This is a genomic window from Catenovulum adriaticum (assembly GCF_026725475.1).
Lineage (GTDB): Bacteria > Pseudomonadota > Gammaproteobacteria > Enterobacterales > Alteromonadaceae > Catenovulum > Catenovulum adriaticum.
In genome coordinates this window covers 164,637-182,954 of sequence record NZ_CP109967.1, presented here as the reverse complement: position 1 = coordinate 182,954, position 18,318 = coordinate 164,637, and the positions used below count along the sequence as shown (strand labels likewise).

Genomic DNA, 18,318 nt, shown 5'->3' with positions numbered 1-18,318 from the left:
ATATAAAAAAGTAACACTTTCTTGTGGTACTTTTCATTAAAGATGAATCAGACAGATTACACAGACTATAGAGTTTAAAGTTTAGGAAAAGTGTTAAAGAAAAAAGCAGGTTAACAAAATAAGCCGATCACTGAGCGTGAACGGCTTATTTTATAAAGGCATGTAAAGTGGTAGGAAAGCTTAATCTTGGTTTTCAGGGTGACCTGATGGCCAAGTCACATCGATATTATTAAATAATGCTCTCACTTCTTGCGCCAATTCAACATTAAGTGGTTTTTCAGCCCATTCGATATTCTTTTGAATATTCACCGGGTTGGCTGTACCCACTAAAGTAGAAGCAATTGTGTCATGGTCAATTGCAAACTGTAATGCTAATTCAGTAATATCCACATTCGCTTTGTTGCATAGCTCAACCGCTTTTTTCGCTGCATCGAGTAACTCTGGCTTACCTGGGTGCCAAGGCGGCGCACCACGCTGAGTTAATAACCCCATACCCGTTGGCGATGCGTTAATAACACCTACGCCTTTGTCTTGTAATTTAGGTAATAATGGCTCGAGCGAGGTATCGTACAATGCATAACGGCAATAGGTTAAAATGCAATCAATATCAAAATTCTCAATGGTTTTGTCAAAAATTTTAATCGGATAACCTGTTACACCAATATGTTTAACTTTACCCTCATCTTTTAATGCTTGTAAACAAGGGAGCGATTCATCAAAAATTTGTTTTAAATTCGCAAATTCAATATCGTGTAAAAATAAAATATCAACGCCGTCTACGCCTAACCGACCTAAACTTTCTTCAAGTGAAGAGCGAATACGTTTGGCCGAAAAATCAAAATCTTGAAAGTCAGCGCCGTATCGACCGGCTTTGGTTGATAATATATATTTGTCGCGTGGAATTGATTTTAGCGCTTTACCTAACACAGTTTCAGCTACGGTTTGGCCATAATATGGCGACACATCAATTAAATTGACGCCCATATCAACTGCTGTGTGTACGGTTCGGATACCTTCTTCTTCACTGATATTTCGAAACACACTGCCTAAAGGTGATGCACCGTAACTTAATCGAGAAACCGATAAGTCGGTATTACCTAATTTTCTGTATTGCATCAAAAACTACCTTTTATTTAATCTGTAAAATGAAGCTGCGTTTAGCCCAAAAACCTGTTCAAAATAAGCTGGGTAGTATTGCTTAACATAGCTTTCAACAATAGATTTCATTGACTGATAAGTTGAAGCGACCAAACACACAGGCCAGTCTGAACCAAACATAACTCGCTCGGGTCCAAATGCCTCAAACACTGTGTCTAAATAAGGTTTAAAATCAGCTTGAGTCCAGTTTTTCCAATCCGCTTCGGTCACCATACCTGATACTTTGCAATAAATGTGATTGTGTAAACCCAGTGTTTTCATTGCGTTTACCCATTCTGCAAAAGCTTCGCCAGAAGCAATTTTTGGTTTTGCGATATGGTCAATCACGATAGGTAAATCAGGTACCCGATTGATTAGTTCAATGGATTGCGGTAATTGTTCGGCTGTGACCAATAATTCGTAAATAAAATCGGTTTTGGTTAATGCCTGCAGCCCACGGATAAAGTTATCCGATAACATGAACATAGGATCTGGCTCGCCCTGAATAACATGTCTAAAGCCAAGTAATTTTGGTTTATCTATTAGTTTTGCTAACTGGGCTTGAATGTCGTCAGCTTGTAAGTCGACCCAACCGACAATGCCTTGAATAAAGTCGTTCTCATCAGCTAACTGTAATAACCAATCTGTCTCAATTAAAGATTGACGCGCTTGCACTGCAATGCAGGCTTGCATATCGTTTTCTTGTAAAGTTTTAGCCAAATCTTTAGGCAAAAAATCTTGCCGGATAGCTGACATATTGTCATCTATCCAATCGTACTCTTGGGCATCGTAATGCCAAAAGTGTTGATGAGAATCAATGTTCATTACTTAAACCTTATTTATCTATTCGCTAGCCCTTAATCTAATTCAACAACGGCTTTAATAACACCCGTTTCTGGGTTTACCCAAGTTGGGAATAATTCAATCATGTCGTCAAATTTGGCTTTGTGGGTAACAATGCTATGGCCTTTTACCGAACCATCTTTCATGCAGCTAACCACATGTTCAAAATCTTCTTTAGTTGCATTGCGGCTACCCAGTAATGTCGTTTCACGTTTATGGAACTCAGGATCATTAAACGTGATGTCTGCCTTAACAACGCTTACAAAAACAATTTTACCGCCATGCGCTAAATTATAAAATGCTGACTGCATTGCTTTAACACTACCCGTACAGTCAATAATAACTGATGGAAAATCGCCATCAGTTAATTTTTCTAGCTCAGCTCTAACATCGCTTTTACCATTAACGGTGCCCGCAACATTAAATTCGTCACGGCAAAATTTTAATTTATCTTCGCTTAAATCAGACACTATCACTTTTGCGCCTTGTACTTGCGAAAATTGTAATGCACCAATCCCAATTGGGCCTGCACCTAAAACTAAAACGGTATCATCTGAACTAATTTCTGCTCGTCTTACTGCATGCGCACCAATCGCTAAACATTCAATCAGTGCCATTTCGCTAAATTCAAGTCCTTCAGCCGTCACTACCGCTGATTCTGGCACTGATAAATATTCACACATACCACCATCTCGGTGTACGCCAATCACTTCAATATTACTACAACAGTTCGTTTTACCTTTACGGCATGCAACACATTCGCCACAGCTAAGGTATGGAATAACATAAACCGCTTGGCCTACTTTTAAATCGCTACCTTCAGGCACAGATTCAATCACGCCCGATAATTCATGACCTAATACTCTTGGATACTGAAAATAAGGCTGGTTACCACCATAAGCATGAATATCCGTGCCGCAGATGCCAATCGCTTTAATTTTTACCAGCACCTCACCCGCACCCGGGGTTGGTTTATCGATAGATTGAGATTCTAATTTTCCCGGTTCTAAACAAACAATTGACTTCATCATAGTTACCCACCATTAATAGAGATGCTGCTTTAGCGCTCTATTATTATATAAAAATAGACATATAAAGATTGAATTCTATTACAAAATCAATCACAAATAAAACCAAACATTTAGATATGATTACAAAATACAAAAGTAAACATTTGGCTAATTAATACAAAAAAGCAGTTTAAAACTGCTTTTGACATAAATTACTGTACTCAGTTCACTAATACAGATAAGCCTTCTCGCTCAACATCAGCAAGTTGCTCGTAACATTCAACCAATGTGTTACAAAATAATTCAGATGACTTTAATTCATCAGTAAAAATCAAATCAGACGAAACGAAAAGATTAACATCATGTGCCGCATCGCCATTAAAATCATTGGTTAACTGCAATAATTCGTTTGCTAAAGGATCCGTTAACTCACCATTATTTTTACCCGTTAATCGAATAAAATGAATCCAAGCAGCAACCGTTAAGGTTAATAATTTAATTGAACTACCCGCCCGCAAGTTATCGGTTAATGTACCCAAAATACGGACCGGTATTTTTTGTGAACCATCCCATGCAATTTGGCTTAGCAAATGCACAATTTGTGGATTTTCAAAACGACGAATAATGTCGCTTGCATATTCATTTACATCCAATTCAGCTGGCGGCGTAAATGACGGAATAATTTCTTCATTTAATAAACGCTGGCAATGGTTATACAAAGCTTGATTAGAAATCGCATCTTTAACACTGTTTAAACCAATCAATAAGCCCATGTAAGCTAACGTAGAATGTAGACCGTTTAAAATACGTAATTTAGCATTTTCGAATGCATCAATGTTATTACTAAATACAACCCCAACCTTCTCCCACGCTGGGCGATCGCCTGTTAACGTATCTTCAATAACCCACTGTAAAAATGCTTCGCGTTGAATTGGCCATTGATCATCTGCACCTAAAGCTTCTGACACTTGCTTAATGACGTTTTCATCTGTTTTAGGCGTAATGCTGTCAACCATAGTAGATGGAAAACTAACAGACTGTTCAATCCAATTGGCTAATTCTACTGATTGCTGTTTGGCAAATGTAAGCACTGCATTTTTTAGTTTATGGCCATTACTCGGTAAGTTATCGCAACTAATGACATTAAAAGCAGCAACATTGTTTTGCATACGCAGTTTAAGGGCTTGAACAATTAAACCGACGGCTGACCTGGGTGTTTGAAAATTATTTAAATCATGCTGGATATCAACATGCTTAAGATCAAGCTGACCTTTTGTATCTAAACAGTAGCCTTTTTCGGTTATGGTTAAGCTTACAATTTTAACTTGCTCACTTGCCATGCGCTCTAATACTTGTGGTAACTGATCGGTTGCCACTAAAACTTCTTTAATCGCACCAATAACTTGGTATTCAATTTTTTGATCTAGTATTGCTAACGTATATAAACCGTCTTGAGGTTCAAGAATATCGCGTGCACCCGTGCTTCGCATAGATACTGCACAAATACCCCAGTTACCACCAAATTGGTTTAAGACAGATTCCGTATAAGCAACCTGATGGGCACGGTGAAAAGCTCCTGGCCCTAAATGAACAATTCCAATATCTGTGTTATCTCTGTTGTACTCAGGCAAGCTCATATTTTCCTGCCCGCTAACCGCCTCTTTGATGCTGGCTAAATTTTTAGACGATAATCTCATTCATAAACCTCTGCTATTTCTGCCTACTCAAGAGAAGACAATCATATATAACCTTTAAATTTTATATGTAAATGATACTACTAAAAGTAAAATTTGCAATCTTGAAGTCAAAAATAAAAAAACTTTAATCTTAAAATTAACAAAATAACCGATATTGAGCAAAAAACACTCAAAAATTAACGCTATATTCTTAAAATTTAGCCCACAAAATATTAATTGTATACAATAAACAAAAATGTGAGATTTAATTTTTGCTTTGAATAATTAGATAACGACAAGATTTAGATAGAATATTGAGAATTACTGATAAAAAACCAATCATGTTTGGATTGAAGAATTTGACTATCTCAGTACTCAGTAACAGTGCAGTTGATTTTTAATGAAGGAACTGGGAAATAGCGGTCATTTAATGGATAAAAATCTAAAATTAGTGAAAAATGAGACATCATGTGCAAGCAAGGGAAGGCTACAAACAAAATAGTAAATGAGGCAAACTTAACAAAAATTAAGCTCAAAAACCTTCACTGAACCGGTATATTCAAACAACTCTGCACAATAATATAAATTTGACTCAATGATAATGAGCCAAATTATCTTGGTTTTTGCTTAAATTGAACGGACAAATTTAAGAATATGTCCTTTGAATTTTTTATCCAAATATAAAGTATGGGTAGGTATTTGTTGAGAAAACGAAAAACCAAAGTGTTGCATACGAGCGCTTAGTTTGTTTTTTCTACCGCGCCCCGGATCAACAATAATGACTTCGCAGGCAGGTTTGGCATGAGCCTGAATAAAAGAAGCTAACAAATCAATATGGTTATCTTCATACAAAAGATCACTACCGATAATCAAATCAAATAGCCCAAGGCTATCTGTGGTGTCAGCCCAATTCGCTTGTTCAAAAGCGATGGCTTTATCTTCATTTAACAACGCATTACGTTGCAAAAATTTATTCACTTCCGGGTGATAGTCTGTTGCGGTAATATCTGCATCTTTTTTATTCAAAAGCAAGCTAGATAGCGCCATACCACACCCTACTTCCAAAATTCGTTTTGTGCCGGTATCATAATCTGCAATAAAATGAGCCAGTACTAAACTAGATGGCCAAATAACGCCAAACATTGGCCATGAGGCCGAGCATATACCTAACTTTTCGGCAACGCCCTCTGGGTCTTCAAATTCTTGCGTATTACGTAACGTGCATAAATGTATATCCGTTTTACCAAGCTCTACAGTCTGATAACATAAACGTAGCTTTGTCATTAAATGGTCCCAAAGAATTGGACGCTGAGCCAACTATCTAAGTTAGTTAAATGACAAAGCGAGTGTGTTGCTAGAGTATAGTATTTCACTAATATGGCAATGTATTTAATCACCAACTCAACATCACTGTTTAAAATGCACGCATACTGGCAGTTTGGCTAACAACGGGGTAATTCAAAAATGTACAATTGGTCAATTATCCTCTTTTAGCGGCTTTTTATAACTCGCTGAAATTTACTGGCGGCAAACTCTCGAAACCAGGTTTTGCAAATAAATAGCCTTGCATAAGATCAATACCTGCATCACGCAACCAATTCATTTCTGCTTTCGTTTCGATTCCTTCGGCCAAAGGCGTGATATTTAAATCACGAAATAAATTTAAGCAATTTTTTACAATAAATTGTCTTGGTTTATCATTATGTATATTGCGAATCAACCCCATGTCTAACTTAATAATATTGGTTTGAAAATCAGCTAACAAGCCAAGGCCAGCATAACCAGAGCCAAAGTCATCAATGGCAGTTATAAATCCTTGAATTTCATAATATTCGACGATGTCTTTTACGAATTGACTGTCTTCTATTTTTTCAGATTCTGTAAACTCAAACATAATATTTTCAATTGGGAACCCATATTTTTGAGCCACTTCTAGCGTCGTTCGTATACAGCGTTCTGGTTTATAAATCGCTTTTGGTAAAAAATTAATACTGAGTATGGATTCAAGCCCGAGTTTTGATGCAAGCTTTATCGCCTTAACCCGACATAACTGATCAAATAAATAACGGTTATCATCGTTCACTTTAGATATAATGGAATAGGCGGACTCATTGTTTAAACCACGAACCAATGCTTCATATCCAAAGATTTGCTTAGTACGACCATTAATAATGGGCTGAAATGCCATGGTAAAGTCAAAATCAAGGTTGTTTTTATCTATGCATTGGCTGCACGAGGCTCTGTCATCACTTATTCTATTTTCCTTCATACAACCTCTCAACTAAAATATAATATCCATTTTGTATGTCTCATCCAGAGCAAACATAAAAAGGTAATCCTGCAAATAGTATTTGCGCAAATATATTGCAAATCAATAGTATACAAGATGATATAAAATGATGGAAAGGTCAATAAGCTGAGGTGTCTTCTAGTCCAAAAACACTATCTCAACAAAGACATAGCAAACTCAGGGGCATACCCTGAGTTTGCGCTAAATTGCAAAACGAATCGCAAATTTATTCGCGTTGAGCTCTCTTAACAATCGCATCGAGTTTTTGCTTAAGCTCGCTCACTTTTTGTGGTTTTTTCATCGCCAAATTATGTTGCTCTTGTGGATCTTGAGCTAAATTAAATAACTGAGCAGAGGGTGACAACCCGCTTTCAATATTTTTGTCATTGGTGACCCAAGCTGCCTTTTTGTCAGTCGGTTTTATATATTTCCACTGCCCATCTCTTAATGACAAGGTATAAGATTCTTCCAGTAGGTATTGGCGACCAGGTTCTGATGCATCTAACCAAGCAGATAACCGATTTTGACTATCAATGGCTTCGTCTTGGTTTAAATCAATACCCACTAAATTAGCAACTGATGCATAAATATCAACTTGGCTCATTAGCGCATCGCTAACTCCCGGCTTAACCTGATTAGGGTAGTGCAATATCGTTGGCATTCGAGTACCAGCTTCATATGCGCTGTATTTACCACCTCGGAAGGGGCCTGCCGGTTTATGCTGACCTAATAATTCAACCGCTTTATCGTCATAACCGTCATTTAATACAGGGCCATTATCACTGGTAAAAATAATCAGGGTGTTATCCAATAAATTAAGCGATTTTAATTGCTTAACCACCTGCCCTGTCATCCAGTCCATTTGTAAAATAGAGTCGCCACGAACCCCCATACCACTTTTCCCTAAAAAGCGCTCATTCGGTAATCTTGGCACATGGATATCTGAAAACGAAAAGAATAAGAAAAAAGGATCAACTTGATTTTGGCGGATAAAATCATTCGCTTTATCGGTAAACACTTTATAAAAGTCTTCATCTTTCCACTCGGCTTTATGTCCGCCTTGCATCCAACCTATTCGGGCTATGCCATTAATAATGGTTTTATTGTGCTGATGATCTGCTGCTTGGCGCTCTAATTCTGGGTTTTCATAACCTGTTGGCCTATTACCCACTTTTTGTTCATAGTCGATTATTAGCGGATCACTTTTTTCTAAATTAAGTACATGATGATTTTCTAAATAAACCGTCGGTACTCTGTCTCCTGTTGCAGGCAGTAAAAAGCTATAGTCAAAGCCAATTTCAAGTGGGCCGGGTTTAACTGCTTGGTTCCAATCAATTGGTTTTGTGCCATCGCCTAAACCTAAATGCCATTTACCCACAACGCCAGTTTGGTAACCTGCTTTTTTCAGTACTTTTGCTAATGTAGGCTGCTCGGGTTTTATAATCATGGCGGCATCGCCTTTTAACACAGAGGCTTTGTTTCTAAACGCATATTCACCCGTTAATAACGAATAGCGCGACGGCGTACAAGTTGCCGATGAGCTATGAGCATCAGTAAAACGAATACCATTATTGGCAAGTTCGTCTACATTAGGTGTTTTTACATGTTTAGCACCATACGCACTTAAATCACCGTAGCCTAAATCATCAACATAAAAAATAACAATATTAGGCTTTTGCTGAGACTTGTTATCAGAGTCAGACACAATTGGTTTGTCGTCATTTGCAACCGAACAGGCGCCCAATAACATCATAGGTGCCAGTACGCACATTGATTTAAAAATAGTTTTCATTATTAGTTTTACTCCTGCTTAATATATAAATAAAAGGCGGTTTTTTCTTCGGCTTGACCGCTTTTATCATCAGTAAACCAAGCTCGTATTTTTTGTTCTCCGGCTTTTAATTTAATCATCGCCTGACAATATGCCGCTCGGCCATAAATCGGTTCTACGTATTTATTGTTTTGAGTTTCAATCACACAATATTTTTTTTGAATAGGAGTACCTGCCGGTTTGTCATGAAAATAAGCCCTAACACGATAAGTTTGCGCCTGCTCAACATTAATATACCAAGGCAGTGGTTGATATTTATCTTCTTGTGTTAACCAGTGGGTGTAGTCATATTCAAGCGCTGCTGGCTGATGTCCGATAAACCAAGGCACGGGTTGTTTATCTGGTACTTCCATCCAATCCATCGCATTAAGTCTAACTGGGTTTTCAGCTGGGTTACCCACATGAATATAGCGGTCAACAAAACCTGCGTTTGAAACTTGCTGCCACCAATTTTTTAATTCAGCCTGAAACTGCTGAACTAATTTAGGATGCTGCTTTGAAACATCGGTTAACTGCTTAGGATCATCCGCTAAATTAAATAAAGCTTGTTTGTTTTCAGAAAATCTTAAATAACGCCATTTATCTTTTGCAATCATCAACGGGCGATTAAAACTAGGTTGATCAACTCTTTGATTTGTAACTATGAGTTGGCGACCATTTAAATCTGTGTCCTGCCCCTGTTTAAATAATTTAACCAAACTCTGACCATCTAATGAATCATCAGCCTGCCCACCTGCTAATTCAAGTAAAGTTGGAAATAAATCATAATGCGCCGTTAATGTATTTATGCGTTGGTTTTTAAATTGACCATTTGGATAATCAATAAAAATAGGGACTCGGTGACCACCTTCATGTATTTCACCTTTAAAGCCGCTATAGCCCGCATTAGGCTGCCAACTTGGAAATTTATCTGCTATTTTTTTATCTTTTTCAGTCAGTTCATCTGCCCACTTTTTAGATCGATAAGAGCTACCATTATCTGTCATGTAAATAAATACGGTGTTGTCTGCTTGCTCAGTGGTTTCTAGTACACGACGCAAACGGGCCACTTGCTCATCGATATAGGTGATCATCGCATAAAAACTTGCTACATCATTGTAAAGCCCCATGTTCTCATAGGCTTTAATGTATTTTTCTGGTGCACGATAAGGCCCATGAGGCGCATTTAACGCTACATATGCAAAGTAAGGCTTTTCATGTTTTTGTTTAATAAATTTTATGGCTTCATCAAACCAAATTTTGGTCGCGTAGCCTTCAAACTTTTCTTCTTTACCATTGCGATAATAAGTATCATCAAACTGTGTGTTACCCCAATAATCTGGGGTTTGGCCTACCCCGCCGCCGCCATGAATCAGTACATTATCAAAGCCTTGATCTTGTGGACGATACGGATAGTTGTCCCCTAAATGCCATTTACCAAAAATAGCCGTTTGATACCCTTTGGTTTTAAGTGCTTCAGCCAACGTTGTGTGTTCTGGTCCCAACATATAGCGACCCAAAATGGTATGCCATACACCCGCTTTTAACGAATGCTTACCCGTTAACAAAGCAGCACGCGTGGGCGAACAGGTTGGGTCGACATGAAAGTTAGTTAAATGAACCGATTCATTCGCTAATTCATCTAAGTTTGGGGTTTTAATAATGGGATTATGGTTATAGCCAAAATCGCCTATACCTTGATCATCACTCACTACCAAAACAATATTAGGCTGCTCGGTTTTAGCCCAACCAGTTGTTAGTGTGCTTGCAATTAAGCTAAAACAAAATGCGGATTTAACAATTTTTTTGGTTAATTTCATCTCGTATAAAAACCTATTATTTACAAAATTTTCAATTGTAGATTTCAAGACCCTGCTTAAATCCAAAATATCAATGACCCGTTGTCCAAATGCGCTAAAGCGCAACCAAACACTAACCTCAACCCTGCAACTAAACCGCATATTAACTTGATTTGTTTCATCCTGAATTTCCCTGTTAGTCTTGTTTGTGCTGCTCTGATATTTTAAAAATTTTAATATGTTCTACTAATTTATGACCATTTGAAGTTAAGGTTTTGGTGGCTTCAAGCGTGTTATTGGCATGCGCAGTTAAGCTGTCAGTATCATCTTTAATAGCGTGCACACGCTCGTTAATATCATTTGATACCGAGCTTTGTTCTTCTGCTGCAACCGCAATTTGCGAAGCCATTTGGGTAATTTGGTCAAACTCATTTTTTAGTACCGCAAATGCATCTGTACTTTCAATCACCACCTGAATGGCTTGTTGACCATTTTCTTGAAGCGCTATCATATTGTTAGACGCGGTTTCGGCACCTTCTACTAAAGATTCAATTTGGCCTCTAATCTCTTGAGTTGAATCTTGAGTACGCTGCGCCAAATTACGAACTTCATCTGCTACAACGGCAAAACCTCTACCCATTTCTCCGGCCCTAGCTGCTTCAATTGCCGCGTTCAAGGCTAACAAGTTAGTTTGCTCTGAAATTGCCTGAATCACATTAAGCACCTGACTAATTTCAGCCGCTTCATTATTTAAATTACGCACTAAATCACTGGTTTTCGCTAACTCAGTAATCAAGTTTTGCATAATATCTTTGCTCACTTGGGCATTATTTTCACTCTCAATTGAAATATTATGAGCTCTTTGAACCGTATCGGACGTGGCTTGGGCCATTTCAGATACTTCTTCAATGGTGGCTGACATTTGATTTACCGCAACCGAAACACTCTCTGTCGCCTCCTTTTGTCGGTTTGATAACGACATTGATTCAGCCATTGCGCTAGACACCAACGAGGTCGTTTGGTCAATCGCAAATGCTTGTTTAAAAACCCCTTTTAAAGCAATCTCAAAACTCTCAACTAAGCTATTAAATGCAATACCAACTCGGCTCAATTCATCTTCGCCTTGGATGCCAATTCGATAGCTCATATCTTTATTTTGCGCCAACTCTGTAAATACGAGCTCCATTTGTTGAATTGGCTTATTGATGCTGCGAATAATCAAATAAGAAACGCCAGCAATCATCAAAATAAGTAAACATAGTACAATTAAAGTTTGATGCACTTGCTGTCTGGCTTCGGCCAATAATTGTTTTTCAACACTGACAATTTCATTAACGACTTGCTCAACAACTTGTTGATAACCTGAGTTGATTTTTTCTGAAACAGAAAGCCAATGCGCTATATCTATTTCAATTTTTTTGTTGAGCTGACTTATCACATCTCGTCGTAGAGATTCATACGTTTTTGCAGCGTAAGTGTTAAAATCGGTATTAAATAATGTTTTGTTGAACAAATGCTTACTCGAATCAGACGCAAAAAGTAAAAAATTATTGCGGTAGAGTTTTTCTAACGCTTCATTTTTAACTAATTGTCCATAAATATAAGGATACATGAATGATGTGATTGCGGTTTCAACTGTGCCGGTTTGAATAGCTGAAATATGTTTTGCTAGAGTTAAATTTTGATAGGCATTAGCCAATAAAACCAACCTAGGGTTTTGGGCAGATAACAAAACGACCTGGTTGGTGCTATCAATTAAACGCTCCACTAATCGCTTAATTTCAAACAGCGTCCAAATCATATTACCTTCAGCAGTTTTATATTGCTTTGAACTTTTTTGCCTCAAGCTTGCCAGTTTTCTAACGTTTTCATGAACGTCAAAGGCTACTTTTATTGCGTTAACTTGCTCGTTAAGTAATTTAAAATTTTGTAAGTCCGCTTTTTTATTTTTAACAAATGCTAGATAGCTAGATAAATGTGTATCCACTTTTGCACGAGCATCCATCATACCTTGTTTGTATTCAAGACCTATCGGATTATCAGGTTTACCCGGGCCTAAATAATTTTTGGTAAATGACCACTCTTGCTGCAAAGCACTAATGACGGGTGAAACCTGCTCTAAGTAGCCTAGTAATAATTCTATTTTTTCTAATGCTTGTAGTTCGTCATTGGCTTTTTGATAGCGCTCAAATGATAAATAAGCGGTCACAACGAGAGGAATAAAGACCAAAAGTAAAATTCTTGTTTTTATTCTGATTTTATTTAGCATACGACACCAATTTATATATAATAAATACGTTTTAAATTTAATTTAAACATATTTTATACAAATAAGTTAGTAAAAAATGATATAAATTTGAATAAAAAATTTACAATGCTAAAGCATAGCGGTAACATTTTAAACAGTAGATTGTTTTCAATATACAAACTTGTAATCCAGTTTATTTTATATGGGAATAAACCGGATTAAATTTAAATTAAAGAGGCGATATGAAATTTATAGCAGAATTTAAATTAAATCGGCTTTTGGGTGCAATTGGTTTATTAAGTATGGCTGCCTGTAGTCATATTGAAAAAACGGATATGTCAGAAACCAAAAGCCAAGCCATGACAGATCAAAAAATGAATGTGTTATACATTATGACGGACGATCATGCAGCACAAGCAGTAGGTGCTTACGGTGGGCGATTGGCTAAACTCAATCCAACCCCAAATTTAGATAAACTCGCCGACGAAGGCATGTTATTTAAAAATGTGTTTGTTACTAATTCTATTTGTACCCCTAGCCGCGCTAGTATTTTAACCGGACAATATAGCCAAACAAACGGTGTATTAGACTTAAAAGGTTCATTATCAACCGAGCAACAAACCCTCCCTAGAGTTATGTCAAACTCAGGATATGAAACGGCTATTATCGGTAAATGGCATCTTAAAAAAGAGCCTGGCGCGTTTGATTATTATGAAGTACTAGAAATGCAGGGCCAATACTTTGATCCTATTTTCCGCGTACGGGGCGACAAACCTTGGCCACAAAACGAAAACCGCTATAAAGGTCATTCATCAGACGTAGTTACAGATTTAAGTATTGAATGGTTAAAAAATCGCAAAAACGACAAACCATTCTTTTTAATGCATCAGTTTAAAGCCCCTCATGATTACTTTAAATATGCACCTAGATACGAATCGTATTTAGCAGACGTAACCATTCCTGAACCAGTCGATTTATACAAACAATTAGCCACGCAAGGCTCAATTGCTACACGCGGTGAAAACGACAGTTTGGTAAACGATATTGGCACCTCAATTTCACAACGCCATAATCGTCGTAGCATGGGTATTGATTTAGGTGTTGATCCAAATTTACCTGAAAAAGAATTTACTCATCAAGCTTACCAAAAGTTTTTAAAAGCCTATTTAAGATGTGTTAAAGGGGTCGACGATAACATAGCGCGTTTAATCCAAACTTTAAAAGATTTAGGTGAATACGAAAATACGATTATTGTTTATACCTCTGACCAAGGCATGATGCTAGGCGAGCATGATTACCAAGACAAACGCTGGATGTACGAAGAATCAATCCACATGCCATTTATTGTTCATGACCCAAGGGTTGATAACGCAGGTCAAACCAATGATTTATTAATTAACAATACTGATTTTGCACCATTTTTAATTGATTTAGTCGGCGGTGACATTCCAGACGATATGCATGGTAGAAGCTTTAAAGCCGCGTTAGCAGGCGAAAAAATTGAAGATTGGCGGGACGCAACTTACTATCGTTACTGGACGCATAGAATGTACCACGATGTGCCAGCCCACTTTGGTTTACGTACCAAAGACTATAAGTTAATTATGTTTTACGGTGCTGGGTTTGTTGATCCTGAATTACCTTTTTATGATCAAAAATGGGTTAACAAGACAGGCCTTCACAACAACAACATTAAAACACCTGTCGCTTGGGAGCTTTACGACTTACGCAAAGATCCACAAGAATTAAATAATGTTTACAAAGATCCAGCATACCAAGATGTAGTTGCTGAACTAAAAGCCGAGCTAAAGCGTCAACGCGAAAAATACAATGAAACAGATGAAAATCATCCTAAATTGAAAAAAATTATAGATGCGCATTGGAATGATTAATTATCATTTTAATTGAGTGGCTATCGCTCAATTACTATCGCTCAATTAGATCAAAAAAGGCTGACGTTAGCGTCAGCCTTTTTTATTTGTACTCAATTTGCAGTAAAGTGTTTTAAACACTTTTAGTTTATGTAGGCATTTATTCGTTAAACACCTAACACCACCATACCTAACAAAATAATCGTCTGTTAACTTACAGTACAGCTAAAGCTGCTTCGTAATCTGGTTCATCAGCGGTTTCAGATACTTGCTCGGTATAAATAACTTCGCCTTTTTCATCTAACACTACAACACACCGAGAGTACACACCAGTTAATGGTCCAGTTGAAAATGTTAAACCATAATCTTGACCAAAGCTCGCTCTAAAACCAGAAGCCGCTTCAACATTTTCAATACCTTCAGCGCCACAAAAACGAGCTAGAGCAAAAGGTAAATCAGCAGAAACACACAATACTTGGGTATTGTTAATAGATGCTGCTTTTTCATTAAATTGACGCACTGAAGCCGCACAAGTTGGCGTATCAACCGATGGGAAAATATTTAATACTAACTTTTTACCTGAGTAATCATCTAAGCTGACTTCGCTCAAGTCGGGCTTAACTAAGGTAAAATCAGGCGCTTTACTACCCACTGCCGGTAGCTCACCACAAGTTTGAATTGCATTGCCTTTAAGTGTAACTGTTGCCATGTTATTCGCTCCTTTTTTGAGTTTGCGCGATCAAAATTTGATATCGCTCCTAACTAGATTGTGCTGAAACTGAAAAGTTCAAGCCATATTGAGTAAAATAGCCTCAGCTAAACCGCGTAACCGCCATAAAAATAGCTAAAAGCCCATAATTGGTTTATATTTTTATAACTTTTTACAATTTATTAATTGATATAATTAGCCTAATGATTTTCAATTAATACTTGTGTCTATTCTGCAGCTTCATTGTTTGCTCTATTTAATCAAAATAATGGTCATCATTAATTGGCAGATTGTAAGGTGCATATACCCGTGTTACTTCAAAATACTGATTTCAGCCGGAGAAAGGAATACAAGAAAAAGCATGTTTAAAGCAAGCTGCCACTGTGGAGAAATTAAAATTAAGTCGCAAAAAACGCCAGATTCAATAACCAGCTGCAATTGCTCACTGTGCAATAAAATCGGCGCTTTATGGGCTTATTTCACAAAAGAAGATGTAATAATAAAAGCGCCCACACCTACCAATGAATACCAATGGGGTAAAAAACGTCGAACCTACCATACTTGTAAAAAATGTGGATGCACAACTCATTACACCCAGCTAAGAGATGATGGTACAAATAGAGTTGCCGTAAATTCGCGCATGGTTGATCCTAATTTTATTCAATCTGTCCCTATAAAATACTTCGATGGCGCAAATACTTTTAAATATATTAGCTGAGCATTTATTCTAATTGTTGTTCTAGTTTCCGTCGCTCGGATAAACTCTGACAACGGCAAGCATAAGACAGGCACACCTAAAAACCTCCGCTAAATGATTACCAGGTTTAAAAATTTCATTAATAAAAAACAAGGAGCTTAAAGGCAAAAAATCAATAACTAACTGTTTTTATTATCTTTTATAGATGGCTGGCTTTTAAGTTTTCTTAAGTTTTATGTGCTTGTGTCTAAAATTTACTAATAATACTAAAATCTATGCCAATACGGCTGAATTTCACCCGTCAGCAGCTAACTGATACAAGATATCAGATACATCCGTAAAATGACTGCCAAGTTTAAAAATTTCATTAATAAAAACCAACGACCCCAAAGACAAAAAATCACTAACTAACTGTTTTTATGCTCTTTTATAGATGGCTGGCTTTTAAGTATTTTTTAAGTATTAAGTAGTCCCCCAATCTATAGAAAATCATCTTTGTGTAACTCAGTTCTTTAACTGCGGCTATAGCCCTAATATTTTAAACGCACATATACACTTAACGACCTTTTTTTGCTGCCAAATTGCTATTTGTTTTACTTTCCGGCTTATTAACCGCAGTAAACCTACAATGCATAGAAAGGTGCGGCTAACTTCAAAATATTATCTTAATTACAAATTAGGCACAGCCCCTTTAAATTCTATTTTCACCACAAAAGCGTAATCACCTCTATCTACATTGGAAACAGCATCTAGATCAAAATTCAACCCATTAGGGGTTTGTTTCCAATTAACCGAGTGTTGATTACTTAACAGTGTTACGTTTTGTATATTACTTAAATCTAAGTTAGCGAGAGAGGGGACATTTGCAGTATCTGGCCACCCCAAAAAAGTAACGTATAAGTTTTTATTGTCTTTACTGCGGGTAAATCGAATATCCTTGGCGGTATATTCCACTTGATCGCCATGCATTTTTTCACTTGGGACTGTGGGGCCTTCACCAAAGATTTGCCATGGGCGAGTCGCATAAACAGCTTCTCCATTCTTAGCTAACCATTTACCAATTTTTTTAACGGGAACGGCGGCTTCGGCAGGAATTGAACCATCGGCTTTGGGACCAATGTTCAACAAAAGAACCCCGTTTTTAGAAATTATGTCCATCAACATATCAACAACTTGGTTGGCACTACGATACTCCTCATCCGGAGCGTAACTCCAGCTATGTAAGCCTAGTGAAGTATCATTTTGCCATAAGAACTTTTCTTGGCCTTTCATGCCACCGCGTTCTAAATCAAGTACAGCTGAACCTACAGGTAATTTTTTTCGGTTTTTATAATTCACGGCAACATTTGGTGCTGGAAATCGACCTTTGCCCAAGTCAATTGCTTTATTGTAATAGTGCGCTAAAAATCGTTTTCTGTCGTGTTCGGTAAATGCGCCAAGATTCCAACCCCAATCAAAGTAATATAAATCAGGTTGATACTTGTCTGCTAATTCAGTGGTCACTTGCCACCAACGTTCGACAGCTTCCCTATCGACTTTACCTGTTCCATATAACGCCTGATTTTCTTTGTTCAAACCGTCAAAACCATTGCGGTGGTTAAACTCAAAAAAAGAACCATTCCATGCTGCGTGGTTTGAAACACCAAAATGTAAACCTCTAGCTTTAACGGCTCGTTTCATTTCTGCGGTAAAATCGCGTTTGGGTCCCATATTGACCGAATTAAAGGGCTGATGTTTGGAGTCCCACATTAAGAAATTGTCATGGTGCATAGCCATAAATACAAAAAACTTGGCTCCGCCTTCAACAAATAAATCAGCCCATTCGTCAGCATTCCATTTTTCGGCTTTAAACATAGGGATAAAATCTTTGTAGCCAAACTTGGAAGGATCGCCATATTTCTGTTTATGATAAGCTGCAGTTTTTAAACCACGGCGTTCAAACCCTTGACCTTTTTCATTACCCGAACCATCGTCAACGTTGTACATCCAACGGCCATACCACTCTGCGGCATGATCACCCGCAAAAGCAGGGACAGAATAAACACCCCATGTACACCAGTAACCAATTTTAGCGTCCTTGTACCACTCTGGAATTTGATACTGAACCAATGATTGGTTACTGGTATTGAAGTATTTACCGTCAAGCTTATCTCCACCCGCTACAGCAGACGTTGCAAACCAAAGTGGACATAATGTGAGTAATACGTGTTTTAATTTTGTTTTCATTG

Annotated in this window: 13 protein-coding genes; 2 read left to right on the top strand and 11 right to left on the bottom strand. The window is 37.5% G+C overall.

Annotation, left to right across the window (positions count from 1 at the left end):
• Nucleotides 1-180: 180 nt before the first annotated feature.
• The 9 genes from OLW01_RS16740 to OLW01_RS16700 form a co-directional block, all read right to left on the bottom strand.
• Nucleotides 181-1,116 carry an aldo/keto reductase gene (locus tag OLW01_RS16740; protein WP_268077161.1) on the bottom strand — a complete coding sequence of 312 codons (936 nt, stop codon included), beginning with the start codon at nucleotides 1,114-1,116 and terminating at the stop codon, nucleotides 181-183.
• Between the two features lie 6 nt (nucleotides 1,117-1,122).
• Nucleotides 1,123-1,962 (bottom strand): amidohydrolase family protein, encoded by an 840-nt coding sequence (locus OLW01_RS16735; RefSeq protein WP_268077160.1) that lies wholly within the window; start codon nucleotides 1,960-1,962, stop codon nucleotides 1,123-1,125.
• A gap of 32 nt (nucleotides 1,963-1,994) precedes the next feature.
• Nucleotides 1,995-3,008: a zinc-binding alcohol dehydrogenase family protein gene (locus OLW01_RS16730; protein WP_268077287.1), complete on the bottom strand. Its 1,014-nt coding sequence runs from the start codon at nucleotides 3,006-3,008 to the stop codon at nucleotides 1,995-1,997.
• A gap of 203 nt (nucleotides 3,009-3,211) precedes the next feature.
• Nucleotides 3,212-4,687: a mannitol dehydrogenase family protein gene (locus tag OLW01_RS16725; protein ID WP_268077159.1), complete on the bottom strand. Its 1,476-nt coding sequence runs from the start codon at nucleotides 4,685-4,687 to the stop codon at nucleotides 3,212-3,214.
• Between the two features lie 606 nt (nucleotides 4,688-5,293).
• On the bottom strand, nucleotides 5,294-5,950 hold the full coding sequence (locus OLW01_RS16720) for a class I SAM-dependent methyltransferase (protein WP_268077157.1): 657 nt from the start codon (nucleotides 5,948-5,950) through the stop codon (nucleotides 5,294-5,296).
• 217 nt (nucleotides 5,951-6,167) lie between these two features.
• The gene (locus OLW01_RS16715) at nucleotides 6,168-6,935 is read right to left on the bottom strand and encodes an EAL domain-containing protein (RefSeq protein ID WP_268077156.1); all 768 of its coding nucleotides are present in this window, start codon (nucleotides 6,933-6,935) and stop codon (nucleotides 6,168-6,170) included.
• A gap of 247 nt (nucleotides 6,936-7,182) precedes the next feature.
• The gene (locus tag OLW01_RS16710; protein WP_268077154.1) at nucleotides 7,183-8,748 is read right to left on the bottom strand and encodes a sulfatase family protein; all 1,566 of its coding nucleotides are present in this window, start codon (nucleotides 8,746-8,748) and stop codon (nucleotides 7,183-7,185) included.
• A gap of 8 nt (nucleotides 8,749-8,756) precedes the next feature.
• Nucleotides 8,757-10,586 carry an arylsulfatase gene (locus tag OLW01_RS16705; RefSeq protein WP_268077152.1) on the bottom strand — a complete coding sequence of 610 codons (1,830 nt, stop codon included), beginning with the start codon at nucleotides 10,584-10,586 and terminating at the stop codon, nucleotides 8,757-8,759.
• A gap of 175 nt (nucleotides 10,587-10,761) precedes the next feature.
• Entirely contained in the window at nucleotides 10,762-12,795 is a 2,034-nt protein-coding gene (locus tag OLW01_RS16700) for a methyl-accepting chemotaxis protein (protein ID WP_268077151.1), read from the bottom strand.
• A gap of 260 nt (nucleotides 12,796-13,055) precedes the next feature.
• Between OLW01_RS16700 and OLW01_RS16695 the strand changes: the two genes are divergently transcribed.
• Entirely contained in the window at nucleotides 13,056-14,705 is a 1,650-nt protein-coding gene (locus OLW01_RS16695; protein WP_326498614.1) for a sulfatase family protein, read from the top strand.
• Between the two features lie 193 nt (nucleotides 14,706-14,898).
• Here the strand turns inward: OLW01_RS16695 and tpx are convergent, their stop codons facing one another.
• Complete coding sequence (gene tpx, locus OLW01_RS16690; RefSeq protein WP_268077149.1) at nucleotides 14,899-15,393, bottom strand: thiol peroxidase; 495 nt, start codon at nucleotides 15,391-15,393, stop codon at nucleotides 14,899-14,901.
• Nucleotides 15,394-15,754: 361 nt separating this feature from the next.
• On the opposite strand from tpx, the gene OLW01_RS16685 reads away from it, so the two are divergent.
• On the top strand, nucleotides 15,755-16,111 hold the full coding sequence (locus OLW01_RS16685) for a GFA family protein (RefSeq protein ID WP_268077148.1): 357 nt from the start codon (nucleotides 15,755-15,757) through the stop codon (nucleotides 16,109-16,111).
• Nucleotides 16,112-16,759: 648 nt separating this feature from the next.
• On the opposite strand, the gene OLW01_RS16680 is transcribed toward OLW01_RS16685, so the two are convergent.
• On the bottom strand, nucleotides 16,760-18,316 hold the full coding sequence (locus OLW01_RS16680) for an alpha-L-fucosidase (protein ID WP_268077146.1): 1,557 nt from the start codon (nucleotides 18,314-18,316) through the stop codon (nucleotides 16,760-16,762).
• Nucleotides 18,317-18,318: the final 2 nt, after the last annotated feature.

Bases quoted from the DNA above. Each gene is read 5' to 3' on its own strand.
- OLW01_RS16725 (WP_268077159.1), bottom strand. From the start codon at position 4,687: ATGAGATTATCGTCTAAAAATTTAGCCAGCATCAAAGAGGCGGTTAGC.
- OLW01_RS16715 (WP_268077156.1), bottom strand. From the start codon at position 6,935: ATGAAGGAAAATAGAATAAGTGATGACAGAGCCTCGTGCAGCCAATGC.
- OLW01_RS16740 (WP_268077161.1), bottom strand. From the start codon at position 1,116: ATGCAATACAGAAAATTAGGTAATACCGACTTATCGGTTTCTCGATTA.
- tpx (WP_268077149.1), bottom strand. From the start codon at position 15,393: ATGGCAACAGTTACACTTAAAGGCAATGCAATTCAAACTTGTGGTGAG.
- OLW01_RS16680 (WP_268077146.1), bottom strand. From the start codon at position 18,316: ATGAAAACAAAATTAAAACACGTATTACTCACATTATGTCCACTTTGG.
- OLW01_RS16695 (WP_326498614.1), top strand. From the start codon at position 13,056: ATGAAATTTATAGCAGAATTTAAATTAAATCGGCTTTTGGGTGCAATT.
- OLW01_RS16705 (WP_268077152.1), bottom strand. From the start codon at position 10,586: ATGAAATTAACCAAAAAAATTGTTAAATCCGCATTTTGTTTTAGCTTA.
- OLW01_RS16730 (WP_268077287.1), bottom strand. From the start codon at position 3,008: ATGAAGTCAATTGTTTGTTTAGAACCGGGAAAATTAGAATCTCAATCT.
- OLW01_RS16685 (WP_268077148.1), top strand. From the start codon at position 15,755: ATGTTTAAAGCAAGCTGCCACTGTGGAGAAATTAAAATTAAGTCGCAA.
- OLW01_RS16735 (WP_268077160.1), bottom strand. From the start codon at position 1,962: ATGAACATTGATTCTCATCAACACTTTTGGCATTACGATGCCCAAGAG.
- OLW01_RS16710 (WP_268077154.1), bottom strand. From the start codon at position 8,748: ATGAAAACTATTTTTAAATCAATGTGCGTACTGGCACCTATGATGTTA.
- OLW01_RS16720 (WP_268077157.1), bottom strand. From the start codon at position 5,950: ATGACAAAGCTACGTTTATGTTATCAGACTGTAGAGCTTGGTAAAACG.